Here is a 15,483-nt window from a genome sequence, read left to right as displayed (position 1 = left end):
TGCAATCCACGACCACACCACGTGGTGATCATTTTTCTTACTTTGACTGGTAGAGACTTTCTCGTTACTGGTAATGCTTCATGAGAATTTAAGCGGATTTTCGGGGCGGCGGGAATGCGAATCTACACCAACTACATCCGGTTCGTCTACCAGCAAAGGAGTTCTCTCCTCAGCGAATCTCCGGCCTGGCTGAAAAACGCGATCAAAGAGCTTTATGGCCCGGCTGTGACTCTTCCCAAACCTTCGTTGGGACCAAAGTGGAGCTGGAACAACAAAGTCCACGCCTATTTCTACGTGTTCCTTGCCGAGGGACAACTCAGTGAACAGCAGAAGGGCAAGGGGTTCGATAAGGTCGGGATGCTCAAACTAAGAGATCTCGCCTATTGGAACAAAGGCTTTGAGGCTGACAAAATCTGGAATCTCAAGCTCAAGGCGATGACGGAAGACCTGGACTCCTTTTTCCGCGCCAATGGCGGGGGCTATGAAAAGAAACAGACATCGGCCAAGGCCTTAGCGTCCCTGCAGAAAATTTTCAATAATGCATCAACCTACATCCACGAAGCCGGGGGAGCCTGCGATGCCATCTATAATTTTGAGTAAGATCAAATGGGGAGTGATGCTGTCCCTGCGAAAAAGCATGCCTGCACTGCTCCTTCTCCTTGTGGCGAGCAGCCCGGTCCTCGCTACCGGTTCCTGGGATCACAACTACAAGTTTAGGCCTGGCCTGCTTTCGGCCGACAGTCAGTGGACCCCGGCTTTGAGTTACGATATCAGCCTCATGAAAACCCTATGGTCCGAATCCGAAAACCAGGCTTTTAGAAAGAGTATAAGTGCAGGTGTTGCGACTAATGGAACATTGGCGGGCGATGCAGATCTGAACAACGAGCCGCTGCTGGCCAATGCCAGAATCTCGACCTTCATCAACCTCTATCGTCCAGCTATCGTCAGCCTTGGCGACAAACCGGGTGAATACAGGACTGAAAAGGAAGGATTTAACTGGGGGCACCTGAGCTTCAGCCTGCTCGCTGGCTACGAAACAGATCAGGCTCTTGAAAACCGGAACCTGACCGGCGGCGCTGAAGTTGGCTACGTGTTGACCGAGAATCAGGGATTCAAGGCGTTGGTTCCATCGATCTTTGTCGGGTACGACTTTGTTTTCAATGATCACTCCGATCTGGAACAAACCCTGGGTGGTGAGGACGACTCCCGTCGAGTGCGGCTGTTCGCATCATGGAAGCTCCCAGTGGGGCAGTGGCTTTCAGATTCGCTCGACGGGCTAAACGCTCACGTTGACCTGCGTTATTACAAGAGCGATGGGCTCTCCCAGGCCTACCGGGATGCCGATAAGGATGAAGCCGTTTATACGGCAGGATCATTGAGTTACAGCTTTGGTGATGAGCCGTTGTGGGGCGTAGTCAACGCTGTTTATGTTCGGCTGACCGACGGTAGAATCCCCCCGGTAACGAACGACGACACAACGGTGATGGTCGGCTTGACGGTTTGGGAGAGATGAGAGAGCGTTGTCGTGACAATTTCCGACACCTCAATATGGTTGAAGCTCAGACCATGAAAAATATTTTCTTGTTCGTTATCTGTTTTCATAGCACTTTAGTGCCTTACACTCACTACCGCCTGAAGGCCGCAGGATAACCTTATAGAAATCAGCTGCGTCTTCCCACTCCTCGGTCATTGAGCCTAGACCTCTGGCAACTGCAAGAGCAGCAAATTTCCCTGGGTTTATTTCGATCTCGGCTGCACCGGGACGATAATCGCTGCATCCAAAACCAGTTAAACGCCCCGATTTTATTGTGAAGTACCCGATAGATGCATGATCCCACTCTTCAAGGTTAATCTCAGGTTTACTATCACAGACCTCTATCTCTAAAAGGCCATTAACGTCCTGAACGTACCAATAGCAAGTGTATTGGGTAAAACGCCAAGCTTTATATCCAATGCCTCAACGGTCCAGATGCCTGACGTATCATCTTCAGCTTCGCTGTCCATCAGGTATATCTGGAAAAAACATAATCATCACAGATGAATAAAAAGCTCTAAATCATATAATTGCTTTGCACACCGACTTTTTATTGTTCCATAAAGAAAAAGAAAAGACTAATCGTTTTGATTTTTATGCCTTCTTTTATACCTGGTTTTGTTATGACGGCTTTTTCTTTTTCTCTCGCCCTTCACGGCCTGCCCTTTGGCCGCAGCCATGCAAGCATTTGAGTATTCTATACCATCGCAACCTATAACTGGAACGTAGTCCATAGGGCATGTCTGAGGCCTTCTTCTACATTTTCCGGTGACGCCATTCCCTGGGCAGATTTGGGTTGCATTGCAATATTCCCATTCGGAACAATCTGCATTGGAGCTACATTTATATCCTTCAGTTGCATTTGCTCCTTCAAAAATCAACATCAGAAATAGGATAGATCTGATAAGTGTAATCATGTGTCCACCTGAATTGTTGGCTTGATATCGTAACCTGCCCCATGGTCAGCACCATGTTTACTTTGACGTCACTGCTGTCAACCATAAAAATCATTCAAAGAATTTACTCTAACACCTCATGGACTCCTATTAGTCAATTAACATTTTTTTAACATATAACCAGTATGAAATAATTGAATATTTTAAGCTTTGTGTTTCTGCGGATTTTTCAAAACACATAAACCCGAAAAAATTTTCATACTGAAAAACAGTCTCCGTAGGCGATTATTCTTACTTAACAGGGAGAAAAAAAATGATGAAACGTCTAGAAAAATGGCAGGTTGCGGGTACAGCCTTCCTTGCCACCGCACTTTTCACCGGCACAGCTCTCGCAAGCAGTGCTCCTGCACCAAAATATGTTTTTTATTTTATTGGCGACGGCATGGCAGCTCCCCAGGTTCAGGCAACTGAGGCCTACCTTGCTGCTGGCAAAGCTGACGATGCCACTCCGGGCAGCGCAAAACTGCAGCTGCTCAACTTTAGTAAATTCTCTGCAGCCGGTATGCAAACCAGCTATGCAAACGACCGTCTTATTACCGATTCTGCAGCTGCAGGAACCGCCCTGTCTGCCGGTATGAAAACAAATTGCGGTGTAATCGCCATGGATGCCGATGCAACCAGACCCTATACAACCCTGGCAGAAGCCGCCAAGAAGAAAGGGATGATGGTTGGTATCCTTTCCAGTGTTTCCATCGACCATGCAACACCTGCAACGTTCTACGCTCACAACAAAACACGGAACAACTATGAAGCCATTGGTGAAAACCTGCTCGACAGTGGTTTCGATTACTATGGCGGCGGCGGTTTTCGCGTCAACAAATACAAAAGCAGCGCCTACAAGGAGCTGAAAAACGACCAGCGTTACGAACTTCTTGAGCAGAAAGCTACCCAAAAAGGCTGGACCTATGTGAATACCCGAAAAGAATTTGACGGTCTCAAATCAACCCCTGCCATTGCTGTTAACCCATACCTGGACTCTTCAAATGCAATGCCTTACGCATTAAACACAAAAAACAGTGATACCTACAAAGGCTCCATCACGTTGGCTGAGTTCACTCAAAAAGGCATCGATCTCATGAGCGGCAACAGTCACGGATTTTTTATGATGGTGGAAGGCGGCAAGATCGACTGGGCCGCTCACGCCAACGACGCTCGCGCCGCGATTGATGATACCATCGCCTTCGACGAAGCAGTTGGTGTAGCCGTTAAATTCGCCAAGGCTCATCCGCAAGAGACCCTGATTGTCGTTACCGGCGACCATGAATGCGGCGGTATGACCATTGGCTTTGCAGGAACTGCATACGGAACATATTTTGAAAAACTGAATAATCAAAAAATCGCTTATGATGATTTTGACAACACAATCACCAAGCCTTTCATGAAAGTCTACGAAGGGAAAATTCCTTCAAATATCAATGGTGACATGTGGAAATCCATCTTCGTCAATTTCGGCCTTGATGGCAGCAACCTGACTGCAGAAGAAGCGGATGACCTGACCGCATATGAAAAGCAGCTGCTTGAAAATGCTTACGATAAAACAATGCTCGAAAGCAAATCCAGAAACGATGAAGAATCTATTATTTATGGCTCATACAATCCTCTATCAGTTACCCTGACCCACATTATTGACCGAAAATCAGGTCTCGCCTGGACATCTTATTCTCATACAGCTGTCCCTGTTCCTGTTTTTGCCGATGGTATTGCTGCAGATACTTTCAACGGCTACTACGACAATACCGATGTCGCTAAAAAACTCGCCATGATTATGGACGTTAAAATCGGTGATTAATCAGCTGGTTTTTTCAGAAAAAAATCAAGGCTTTTTAGCTTGAGGGGCGGGAAGAATCATTCTTCCCGCCCATTTTTATATACCTTAGAAACCTCATGAATAAAGACGCAATTATCGCACTGTTTTTTACCATCTGCTGCATTATCCTCATCTTCATCCCCACTGGATTTGAAAGCAGTCAGTCTGAAAATTCCTACCTGGAAAAGGCTGAAGTTCTGAGCGTTGACAACAACGGAATGGAACACCGGCAGATTGTTTATACAGGAACACAGGACGTTGAAATTAAGTTGGAAAGCGGCCCGCACAAAGGAACAACAGCGTTAGTCGTCAATCCACTGTCTGGCAAAATGGAGTATGATGAGATATATAAACCGGGCGATCATATACTCGTTGAATACAAGCTGCATGAAGGGAAAATAAATCTGGCCTACACCAGAGGTTATTACCGCCTGAATCATCAACTCTTGTTGGTTGCCCTTTTTGCCGTGCTTCTTTTTTCTGTTGCCGGAATTACAGGACTCAAAGCCCTGTTGTCGTTTTGTTTTGCCGGCCTGATGATATGGAAGGTGCTGATTCCCCTCTTCATGAAAGATGTTGCGCCAATCCCTGTTTCACTTGCTGTTACTGCCGCCCTTACCGGCTCTGTCAGCTTCCTGGTCGGCGGCTGGACCAGGAAAGGGCTGACCTGCTTTCTCGGCGCCTTTTCAGGCCTTATTGTCACCTGGCTCCTGGCAAGAATATTTCTTTCAGGATTCCACCTCAATGGTGCAGTACGCCCTTATACTGAGAATTTATTCTACACCGGATATGCGCATCTGGATTTTAACGGTATATTCCTCTCGGGAATATTTCTAGCCTGTTCCGGAGCGGTAATGGATCTGGCAATGGACATTGCCGCATCAATTGCCGAGGTAAAGCATAAAAAAAATGATATCACGACAAAAGAGCTGTTTTTCTCCGGCATGGCTGTCGGACGAAGCGTTGTCGGTACGATGACCACGACACTTTTACTGGCATATTCGGGTGGCTATATGGCCCTATTGATGAACTTCATGGGGCTTGGTTATCCGCTGAAGCAGATCTTTAACATCAATTTCGTCGCAGCCGAAGTGCTCAACACCATGGTCGGCAGTTTTGGCCTGGTAACTGTTGCTCCACTGACCGCTGCCATTGGCGCCCTTCTCTATTCTCAAAAATTCAGCTCAGACACTGCCGAACAATAGGGTGTCTTGAATAATTAGATTTTTCAATCAAGGTCAAGGATTGCTGGCAATTTTACCGCAGGTATATAGTTGATATTCCGAGGATAAAATTTTCAGCATGACGCCGAGATTGGCAGAAAAAGCAATTATTCAAGATTCCCAATAGATGCAGCAACGGCAACAATCTTGCTCTATCCTCATAAAGAGTAAGGAAACGGGCCCGGTCTTCCCTTCCAAGAATACTCTGTACAGTGATCACCGCATAAATATTGCGTCGCTGATTTCGCATTTTCCTGCCCATTGAAAAGTACCGGTACAGATATAACTGTGGCCCCCCTTTGCGTGTAAACAGCTACCGGAGTTCGCCCTATCAGACAATCGAAAGAACTGAGCACAAGAGACCTCAGCCTTATTTCAGGGGAGGATACGAAATGTTGTACTTTTTCATTTTCCGCCAAAGGGTTGTTTTATCTATCCCCAGATGATCCGCCGTTTTCTTTCGATGCCCATCATAGCGATGCAGGGCGGCGATGATGGTGCTGGCTTCCGCGTTGGATAGGGGGTTGGCTTCAGCTGTCTCATCCTGCTCGACGACGGTTTCAATGACCGAATGCCGTACTTCCTCTGGCAGACTCTCAATATCAATAACCGTATCCCGGCACATCACAAAACAGTGCTCTATGATGTTTTCCAGCTCACGTACATTACCGGGAAAATCATACTGCATGAGGATATTGAGCACTGCCGGGCAAACGCCTTGAATATTTGTCCTTTTTGCTTTTCTGAACTTATTGATAAAGTGCTGAACAAGAAGAGGAATATCTTCTTTCCGCTCGCTAAAAGGCGGTAGAGATATATGAATGACATTGAGTCGAAAAAAGAGGTCGCTACGAAAGGCGTTGTCCTCAATCATCTGCCTCAGGTTTTTATTGGTTGCCGACACAACCCTGGCATTTGTCTTGACGGTAGTTGTTGAACCAAGTGGTTCATACTCATTCTCCTGAAGTACACGCAACAGTTTTGCCTGCAGCGCTGGCGAAATATCCCCTATTTCATCAAGAAAGATGGTTCCGTTTTCAGCCAGGGCGAATTTTCCGGGTTTGTCTTTGACAGCCCCTGTAAAAGCGCCTTTTTTATAACCAAAGAGTTCCGATTCCAGCAGGGCATCAGGTAGGGCTGCACAGTTTAATGCGACAAAGGGGCCTTTTTTATGGCTCAAGTCATGAATCGCCCGGGAAAAGAGTTCCTTTCCGGAACCGCTCTCCCCCTCTATGAGGACCGTGCTGTCACTTTTGGCAATAGCTGGAAGGGTAGCAAAAATCTTTTGAATTTTATGATTTTTGCTGATGATATTGTGGAAATTGTATTTAGAGGCAATCTTTTTCCGATGACAGGCCAGGCTTGAAATATCCCTGAAGGTTTCCACACCTCCGATCATCTTATTTTTGCTGTCACGCAAAACAGAGGTGCTCACCGCAACCTGGACTTCATCTCCGTCCACATCTTTAATCGTATATTTCTGATTAAAAATCTCCGTGCCCGTTTCAATGGATTTATTCAAAGCGCAGTCGGCGATACAAATATTGGCACGAAAAACATTGTAACATTTCATACCGATTGCTTCTTGACGATTAAAGCCAGTAATAATTTCTGCTGCCCGGTTAAATGAGGTGATCTCAAATTTATGATTTACCGTGAACGCACCGTCAGCAATCGATTCAAGGATATTTCGACTAAAAGAATCGGGAGATTCCTCGCGGGATCCCTTACATTTTTCCTGTGGATCCAGGAGCTCGTTCTTTTTATCCACGGCATTTTTTCGAATTTTTCGCCTCGCCTGTTGTCGAACAAGTGTGGAATCGTCACCTCGACCGGGCCTTCTGCTCTGAGAAATTGGAGTGGAGCCTTTGTCAACAGTCGGTGTTTCCATTGTGGAACTCCATACGGTGAGTAATCGGACAAAATGTTCATAAAAACGGGTTAGTGATGCTCCTCGTATCCCGTCACCATGGCCTTGAAATGGGCCAGCATGCTGCTGCCCAACGTCGACAGGTAACAGTGGACAATGATGAACGAGATAAAAAAGAAAAAAAGGAGAACGTGAACTGTATCGATAATTTTAATACCACCAAGCAGATTAATATATTCTTCATATCCTGCAATCCTCCACAGGAATATTCCCGTAATTATTTGCGCCGGAAGAATGAAAATCATTATCGCCAGGTATGCCTGCTGCTGCAAAGGATTAAACTTATTCTGGGAGGTCATTGCATGCGGATTGGGGTCTCCTTTAAAAATCCCGTATCCATAATACCTCACCTGCGTGATTATTTGGGGAATGAGTCGTGGAAAGTCGGGCACGTATATACGTATCTTTCCCGTACTGAAATAAAATCCGAGCCAGATAAAATAGTTGGCGACAACAATAAGGCCGATATAATTATGCAGGGTTATGGCGTGATTCAAGCTCATCAGATGAATGCTCTCCGCATAACGAATCTGAAAACCGGTCCCAATCAACACAATAAATCCGGATGCATTAATCCAGTGCCAGAGACGGACAGGAACCGGATGCACGTACAACATGTTTTCTTTAGATGACATAGCAAATCTCCCATAAATTCATTTTATTCCAGCATATTACTCACTATCAGCCGAATGTTTTCTACGCCAAGGGACTGTCAGAACCCGAATGGTAATATGGCCAAGCACAACAAGGGCACCGCAGGCAACAATGATCAATCCGATCTTATCGAGGAGTTTTATTCGAGTGCCGCCAAGAAGATAAAAATGACTGACGTAGTAGCTTTCCAAAACTGAGCGATCGACCTCATGATGAACAAGCCCGCCATCCGGATCCGTAAAAACGAAGTTGACCGCCTTGAAATAGGACGAGTTGGAGCAGTGGCACTGGCTACACTCTTTCTGAGCCCCTTGCTTGACGATACCATGCGCTGAGGCGTCGATAGCGGCAACGAGTTCGGCGTGGAGAACAGTACGGATGTTTTTGAGTTTCAGCCTGAGCATGAGATCGTCGAATTCGTCCCGGTTGACGGCCCCGTCTTTATCCGTATCCACCGTTGCCATGAAATCTTTGGCCTTCACCCCTATTTTTTCCATGAGTGAATCAGTCTGATAGTAGGTGGAGCCAGCCAAATCAAAGAATCGCAGGTGGGTGTGGCGCGGTGCTTCCGGAGAATGACAGACCACGCAGTCAACATTGGCAAAATGGGCTTCTTTGGAAGGTAGCCAATCGTGCGACTGATAGGGATTGTGGCACTTCAGGCAGACATAATCCATCCGCTCTGATACCGACGCAGAGGCCATCTGCTTCACACTGTGATACCCATGGCAGGCATAACAGGTCATGGTTATACCTTTTGTTCGCATGGCCATATGTACACTCTCCTTAAACTCGACAGCAGACTCTTCATGGCACATCACACATTGCACGGGTTGCAGGGTTGCAGCATGAGGGAGATCATCATCCCAGTTCAACTCTTCAATATCGGCGTGACAGTCAACACAGGTGATACCATTTGCATTATGCACAGAGCGGTTAAATGCAGCTTCATCAACGTAGAGCGATTTGGTCAACTCCATCTGTAAGATGTTGTCCGTACTCTCTTTTGTCAGTGTCTCGTCGCTATGACACTCCATGCATTCACTATTCTCAAGAGCTAACGCCTGAGAAAATGAGAGGGTACAGGCCGCCAACAGGCATGCCTCCATATAGCGTGTTACAGTGCTCATCGATTTCATTGCACCTCCGTAGGTGTTAAATTCCATGCTCTTTGCGTTTGGTTAACATTTTTTCCATAAACGTAGATTAGCTTGTCCTCTGTCCGTCATTTAGGTTGCCTTGCTTTGTTCACTGGGGCTGCCATCCATTTCAGCCGCCGTTCTCTTACAATGGAAGGCTCTACCGCACAAATTCAGGGCTTTTTATTAGTCTTTTTCCAGACATGCACCCGACGCTGAAATGTGCGCAATTTGTTGGGGCCAAATTTCCCTGGATATTTTTCCTGTAAGTATCTGAATAATGCCGAGGCTCTCACCTGAGGATCCTCTTGCAACATCGGGACTATCTCCTGGGTCCAAACCCCTGTAAAATCATCAGGATGAGTTCTCCAGTGTCGCTGCTTTCCGGCCGCAAGCCTAAAGGTTCCATTTTCAATTCGCCGACCTGTACGTTCTGAAATGCCCGCAATGGCGGCCGCTGTTCGTTGTGTTTTCCCCTTTCTTCGTTCTTCTTGGTAAACCTTGACCTGCTTTCCGTTTACGTGTTTTCCAGACACCGGAAGCCTCCTCGATTACGCTGAGTAGCTCAGAGCCCTTTTCCGGGGTACCGGCCGTTCTAATTGCCAGCCACCGGACTCTGTAATTGACATTCAACTGGACACAAAACTTCACAGGACATGTAGCATCAGGCATGCCAACAAAATAAATGATATAATTACAACAAGTTATAGTTAAATACGTTATAACCGATTGCACCCTTGCAACCATTTTTCAAGGAAGAGATTGCAGATCTGCAATCAGGAAAAAAGAGGCAACTTAAGCTCGTTATGAATGGGTACCAGTGAAAATAGAAAGCAATACGAGAGGGGGATACAGGGAAAGCGAAGAGGGAGCAGATAACGGTTTTGCTTGGGAATTACTCCGTGTGGTCATTTTGCCCCCCCTTTATGCAAGACAACTGGGGACAACAGGCTGAATCCGTGGGCATTCATCGGGGTGGCGAGTGAAGCTGAGCAAGCCATGTCCTTTTCAATAACCCGAATCCGTGACGGCGGGTGGTCACTGAACAACGTATATTTTTAATAAGACAACGTATTTTTGCAAATTCATGTATTGTTCAGTTGCACCCGCCGCCCTTTGGGGCATCCATTAGCACGCCACCTTCATTGCCTGCAACATACCGATAAAGTTTACTTTAATCGGCATGTCACAAACAACGAAACTGGCGCACTGATGAATGCTCACGGATTCAGGAATAAATCTCTGCTTTTTAAAAAGGATACGCTGTTCAGCGATCATGGGTTCAGAAAAAAAGCACATCATTTTTCACCGTAATAGAGGTGAAAAATGATGTGCTATCCGGGGAGATTGGGAAGGTAAGATTCAGGTGGTTTTAAGCAGCCATTACCGACAATTTGGCCGCACTGGTCTTTAATTTTTCATCGATTGAATGGCCGATTATGCCATAGGCGTAGGCAAAGAGAAGACCGTTCACCAAATTAACCAGACAGAGTTGTGGTCCGGTCATCAAGGTATTGAATTCAAGCATACCGCTCCCGAGCAAACATATATACCCCACTGAGCCATGAACCAGGTTACCAACAAGGCCGACAAGGCCAGCGAATTTTCCTAAAACAGGAATATAGGTCATCTGCAGCAGGCCAAAACTCACCGGCGCAACAACAGCACCAAAGGCGATGCCATTCCACATCCATCTGTTTCTCATGTTGAAGTTCTTGGTGAGATGTAGGCTTGACAGAGGAATAATCGCTAAAAAAATTAACCATTGGCTCATAACATGTCTCCTTTCAAGTGAGTAAAATGAGAAGGTCTCTCGTAATCGATCAGGGGAATCCTGAAGCTACCGCATTATCGAACCTGAAAGCGATGTGGGCTGCCGGAAAGACTAGCCATCGGCCCTGTGCCGCGTACGCCTGTACGTAAGCAGGTCGATAGCAACACAGATTCAGGTTAAAGACAAAGCATTGTTTGCACCATTGCCCTTTAAGTAGCATCAAGCGTGCCTACCTAAAAAAATGAAGTTCTTCCCTCTCCTGAAAAAATAGCTTTTCACCTGATAACAAGTTGTTAGGAAAAATCCTTTCAAGACCATCCTCTCCCCTGCTGCAATCAGAATAATCAGCCCTCTCAAAGGCAGGTTGCATAATTGCAATATCGCCCGCCCCCAAAAAAGGGGAACACGATTTCATGTGATGATATCAGCACAAAACCAGCCCGTGGGGCTTTGCGTGTATCCTCAAACGGGCAACTGCCCCAAGGGGCTAACAGCCTATTACCAGGGAAAAAACCAGGGAAGTCTCGCCATTTCTATGCGCAGAGGGCCAGCGGGAAAAAGAAAAGAATGAGCCTACAGACATGAAGGCATATTTTGTGCTTTGAGAGGCAGGATGCCATAACCACCCCATTTTTTTTTGGGGGGGGGATATGACTGTTACAGGCTGGCTTACGTTCAAGGGGTTCGTTTTGAGGGGACGGCAGGCGAAAAACTGTTTTCCCATGATTTTTATACAGAATCAATAGGTAGTCCCCATGCACCCCGTGAAAAAACAAAGGAAAAAAAGGAGGAATGCAATGAAAAAATCACTCATTCATACTTGTCTTGTAGCCCTGTGCTGTGCTCCATGTGTGCTCAGCCTTGCCCAGGCAGCAGATAAAGGCCCGGCTGAAATTACTTTGGAATCAACCATTGATGGAAATAGTAAACCCAAACCGTCTGCTTTTCCCCATGGACAACATCAAACTCTTCAGGAATGTTCGGCCTGTCATCACAGCAAAGATGCGGAAGGTAAAAAGATCGACTATGTTGAAGGGCAAAAGATTGAAAAATGCGAGACCTGTCATAATACCAAAGAGGTGACAATGTCAGCAAAGGTGAATACTTTTAAAAAGGCCGCGCATAAGCAATGTAAGACCTGTCATAAGAATACAGATCCCAAGCTGGCCAAGTGTAGCGTCTGCCATAAGTAAGGGCATCTTGAATAATTGCTTTTTCTGCCAATCCCGCGGAGTCTGGCGCTTACCTCGTCATGCTTAAAATTTTATCCTCGGAGGTAAGCGAAGACTCCGATATCAATTATATGCCTGCGGTAAAATTTTGCGCAATCCTCGGAGTCTACGCTTACCTGGCCTTGATTGAAAAATCTAATTATTCAAGACACCCGTAAGCCTTTGGCTTTGTAACGACCGCATATTCTTGAATCCAGGGTAAAAACCAAGTAAACCGTGAGTATTTGTAGCGGGCCATGCCCACTACAAATACTCTGGCGGCGTATCGATGCTCCCTTTAAAGGACGGGGTGATCATGGAATCTTCGGAAAAAACCGCTTGGCTGTCCATTCTCACCAACACCCTGCTTGTCTGCATCAAGACTGCGGTTGCCCTCGCCTCCGGAAGTGTGGCCGTTGTCGCCGATACCATCCATTCTCTCACGGACGTAGTCTCCGCAGCTGTCATCCTTATTGGTATTAAAATAGCCAGGCGACCAGCCCGTGGTTTTCCTTACGGGCTCTATAAGGTGGAAAACCTGGTGGCGTTGCTCACCTCTCTTCTCATCCTTTTTGCCGGCTACGAGATCCTCAAAACCGTTATTTTTGGTGGCAGTCGTCCCTTACCCGAGAATATTCCTCTCTCCATTGTCGGTATCTGTGCGACACTGATTATCACCTGGCTTTTTTCCCGTTATGAGTTGAAAAAAGGCGAGGAGACAGGCTCACCGAGCCTCATTGCCGACGCGCGCCATGTGTGGACCGATATGCTTTCCACGCTTGTTATTCTGGCGGCCTTTGTCGGCAGTGCTCTGGGGCTTGGACTGGACACATTTGCCGCAGTGATTGTGGTTTTTTTTATTGCCCGCTCCGCCATGACCATTCTTGTGGATTCGGTGCGTGTTTTGCTCGATGCCTCACTCGACTTTGCAACAATCACTAAAATTCGAGATATTGTGCTCTCCGATCCCCGCGTTGTTCAGATTAATCAGCTCTGGGCAAGAAATGCCGGTCGGTATAAATTTGTCGAGCTGGATCTCGTGCTGCGCATCAATGATCTGGAGCGCGGACATAGTCTCACTGAAGAGATAGAAAACAGGGTAAAATTTGAAATCCCACAGGTGGACCGGGTGTTGATCCATTTTCAATCCCAGGGAAAAACAAAAGAGGTTATTGCCATCCCCATCTGTGCCGATCGACAGACCATTTCAATGCATTTCGGCGAGGCTCCCTTCTTTCGCCTGGTTGACCTGCAGCAGCCCAACAACACAGTCACTGAAGACCGACAACTGGAAAACCCCTTTCTGGAAGAAAAAAAGGCCAAAGGCATCAAGGTGGCGCAGTGGCTTTTGGAAAATGAGGTAACGACGCTGCTTTCCCTGCAGGATCAGTCTGGCAAAGGTCCGGGGTTTGTTTTAGGTAACAGCGGTGCTGAAATTTTGCTCACCGAAAGCACCAATGCCGATGCGGCACTTGCAGCATTCGTCGCAAACAAGGGAGAAGCTCTCTAGCCCAGTTCTCCCTTGCAACTGTTACACATTCTCCTGAATCCGTATCATTCGCCGGTGCTACCGGGGGAAAGCCCCGTTATTGATATCGATGCAGGTCCCGTTGATATATTCCGGGCAATCGGTGGCCAGCCAAAACATGGCTCTGGCAACCTCTTGGGGATAGGCAAACCGTCCGGTATACACAGCACTCTTAATGGCCCTCTTCCTTGGTTCGGGTATGGTCGCTAGCATTTCCGTCTCAGCAGGTCCTGGAGCGACTGCGTTCACGACCACTCCCTGTGGGCCAAGGATCTTGGCAAAGCTCTTGGTTATATTGATCATTCCAGCCTTGGTGATGCCATACCAGACATCAGGATGCCCTATTTCCCCGGCGATGGAGGCGTTGTTGACAATGCGGCCAGCCCCTTTTGCAACCATGTTTTTTGAGACTTCGGTTATCAACGCCACCGGTGCCTTCATATTGACATTCAAGATCTGCTCGACCTTTTCTGCGGGGTAACCGTCATAGGGAAGCGCGTACATAATTCCCGCATTATTCACCAGGACGTCGATGGGAGGAAGACTTGTTATCAGCTGAGGAATGCCCTCTATATCAGCCAGGTCGTATTCCACGCTTTGCACAGCAGGGTTACCCTGCAGCGGGAAATTTTTAAAATCTCTTGCCAGGACAACAACAGCATAGCCCGCATCAACAAAAAGTTTTGAGGTATCAAGGCCAATGCCTTTATTACCACCGGTAATGAGGACAGTTTTTTTATCATGCATTCTTTACTCTCTTTTTTTAATTCAGCTAACCGGAACAAGTTGGAAGAAAAGCATCGCCTCACCCCAGAATACCCTGCCTGGAGCAGGCATTTACACATTTGAAAAAATTCCATAGTCTTCCGAGCCGAACCCGAATTCTTCATCGGCACGGGAGCTGAGTCCGAACAGTTCAGGCCTCCTCTAAAATTTTGAGTGTCATTTTTTCGACCAGATTTTCAACCTGCTCTTTATACGTGAGCATATGCGGAGCGGATAAATGCGCATGTAAATCTTCCAGGCTCTCCCATTTCTCAATGATGGTGACGACTTGATCATTGAGTTCCTGAGGCGGCAAGCCGGAGGAAGCATCCAAGGTGGGGACATATTCCAGACAACCCTTTTCTTGTAACACATTGGGAATGTTTGCTTTAAATATGCCTATAAACTCCGCTCGCTTTCCCTCTTTGATGTATATGGATGCGATGACGTGTATCATGTGCTCTGTTCCCTTACAAATATGGTTAGTTTTGTACGCAGGTGGCATACAACCGGATTCTTCCTTGGTTTGCAGGAGCGGTGGCGGACTCATTGTCCCTCCGCGTTCCCACCTGCACAGATGACAATACGTTGATTTAATAGTATTTTTATACACACTCCCAAAAACTACACGATCGAACCAGGAGGGACATTTCGGGGAAGGTGAAAGAAGAAAAGGCCCAAACCTGATCCCTGTTGTACATGGGCTCGTATTACACTATAGGGGGGGCTTGAATAATTAGATTTTTCAATCAAAGCCAGGTAAGCGTAGACTCCGAGGATAAAATTTTAAGCATGACGAGGCAAGCGCCAGACTCCACGGGATTGGCCGAAAAAGCAATTATTCAAGATTCCCTATATCGTAACCGGTCATGGGGTAATCCCCAAAAATACAGCTAATCATCGAACCTGTAAGCGGTTACGGGGTGCCGGAGATGCTGAGCATCGGCCTGTGAAGCGTACAC

Annotated in this window: 13 protein-coding genes; 6 read left to right on the top strand and 7 right to left on the bottom strand. The window is 46.8% G+C overall.

Features of this window, described 5'->3' with window-relative positions; genetic code table 11:
• The first annotated feature begins 114 nt into the window (after window positions 1-114).
• Both JWJ90_RS19610 and JWJ90_RS19605 read left to right on the top strand, forming a co-directional pair.
• Window positions 115-600 (top strand): hypothetical protein, encoded by a 486-nt coding sequence (locus JWJ90_RS19610; protein WP_205228920.1) that lies wholly within the window; start codon window positions 115-117, stop codon window positions 598-600.
• Window positions 578-1,513 (top strand): hypothetical protein, encoded by a 936-nt coding sequence (locus tag JWJ90_RS19605; protein ID WP_205228919.1) that lies wholly within the window; start codon window positions 578-580, stop codon window positions 1,511-1,513. Before JWJ90_RS19610 ends, JWJ90_RS19605 begins: the two co-directional genes overlap by 23 nt.
• Window positions 1,514-2,112: 599 nt before the next feature.
• Here the strand turns inward: JWJ90_RS19605 and JWJ90_RS19600 are convergent.
• Window positions 2,113-2,451, bottom strand: a complete 339-nt coding sequence (locus tag JWJ90_RS19600; protein ID WP_205228918.1) for a Kazal-type serine protease inhibitor family protein — start codon at window positions 2,449-2,451, stop codon at window positions 2,113-2,115.
• 292 nt (window positions 2,452-2,743) lie between these two features.
• On the opposite strand from JWJ90_RS19600, the gene JWJ90_RS19595 reads away from it, so the two are divergent.
• Both JWJ90_RS19595 and JWJ90_RS19590 read left to right on the top strand, forming a co-directional pair.
• A complete protein-coding gene (locus tag JWJ90_RS19595) occupies window positions 2,744-4,279 on the top strand; it encodes an alkaline phosphatase (protein WP_205228917.1) in 1,536 nt (511 codons plus the stop codon).
• Between the two features lie 95 nt (window positions 4,280-4,374).
• Window positions 4,375-5,502 (top strand): YibE/F family protein, encoded by a 1,128-nt coding sequence (locus JWJ90_RS19590; RefSeq protein ID WP_205228916.1) that lies wholly within the window; start codon window positions 4,375-4,377, stop codon window positions 5,500-5,502.
• 388 nt (window positions 5,503-5,890) lie between these two features.
• Here the strand turns inward: JWJ90_RS19590 and JWJ90_RS19585 are convergent, their stop codons facing one another.
• From JWJ90_RS19585 to JWJ90_RS19570, 4 genes are all read right to left on the bottom strand, one after another.
• Window positions 5,891-7,411: a sigma-54 interaction domain-containing protein gene (locus tag JWJ90_RS19585; protein ID WP_205228915.1), complete on the bottom strand. Its 1,521-nt coding sequence runs from the start codon at window positions 7,409-7,411 to the stop codon at window positions 5,891-5,893.
• A gap of 50 nt (window positions 7,412-7,461) precedes the next feature.
• A complete protein-coding gene (locus JWJ90_RS19580) occupies window positions 7,462-8,085 on the bottom strand; it encodes a cytochrome b/b6 domain-containing protein (protein WP_205228914.1) in 624 nt (207 codons plus the stop codon).
• 36 nt (window positions 8,086-8,121) lie between these two features.
• A complete protein-coding gene (locus JWJ90_RS19575; RefSeq protein WP_205228913.1) occupies window positions 8,122-9,243 on the bottom strand; it encodes a multiheme c-type cytochrome in 1,122 nt (373 codons plus the stop codon).
• Between the two features lie 1,372 nt (window positions 9,244-10,615).
• Window positions 10,616-11,017 (bottom strand): hypothetical protein, encoded by a 402-nt coding sequence (locus tag JWJ90_RS19570; protein WP_205228912.1) that lies wholly within the window; start codon window positions 11,015-11,017, stop codon window positions 10,616-10,618.
• Between the two features lie 797 nt (window positions 11,018-11,814).
• Between JWJ90_RS19570 and JWJ90_RS19565 the strand changes: the two genes are divergently transcribed.
• Window positions 11,815-12,210, top strand: a complete 396-nt coding sequence (locus JWJ90_RS19565) for a cytochrome c3 family protein (protein WP_205228911.1) — start codon at window positions 11,815-11,817, stop codon at window positions 12,208-12,210.
• Between the two features lie 334 nt (window positions 12,211-12,544).
• Window positions 12,545-13,738: a cation diffusion facilitator family transporter gene (locus tag JWJ90_RS19560; RefSeq protein ID WP_205228910.1), complete on the top strand. Its 1,194-nt coding sequence runs from the start codon at window positions 12,545-12,547 to the stop codon at window positions 13,736-13,738.
• Between the two features lie 57 nt (window positions 13,739-13,795).
• Here JWJ90_RS19560 and JWJ90_RS19555 read toward each other — a convergent pair whose 3' ends face one another.
• A complete protein-coding gene (locus JWJ90_RS19555) occupies window positions 13,796-14,503 on the bottom strand; it encodes an SDR family NAD(P)-dependent oxidoreductase (protein WP_205228909.1) in 708 nt (235 codons plus the stop codon).
• 169 nt (window positions 14,504-14,672) lie between these two features.
• A complete protein-coding gene (locus JWJ90_RS19550; RefSeq protein WP_240195058.1) occupies window positions 14,673-15,071 on the bottom strand; it encodes a putative quinol monooxygenase in 399 nt (132 codons plus the stop codon).
• Window positions 15,072-15,483 lie beyond the last annotated feature (412 nt).

Source organism: Desulfobulbus rhabdoformis (genome assembly GCF_016919065.1).
Taxonomy (GTDB): Bacteria; Desulfobacterota; Desulfobulbia; order Desulfobulbales; family Desulfobulbaceae; genus Desulfobulbus; species Desulfobulbus rhabdoformis.
The sequence above is the reverse complement of the archived record's forward strand: the minus strand, read 5'-3'. Positions and strand labels throughout refer to the sequence as shown.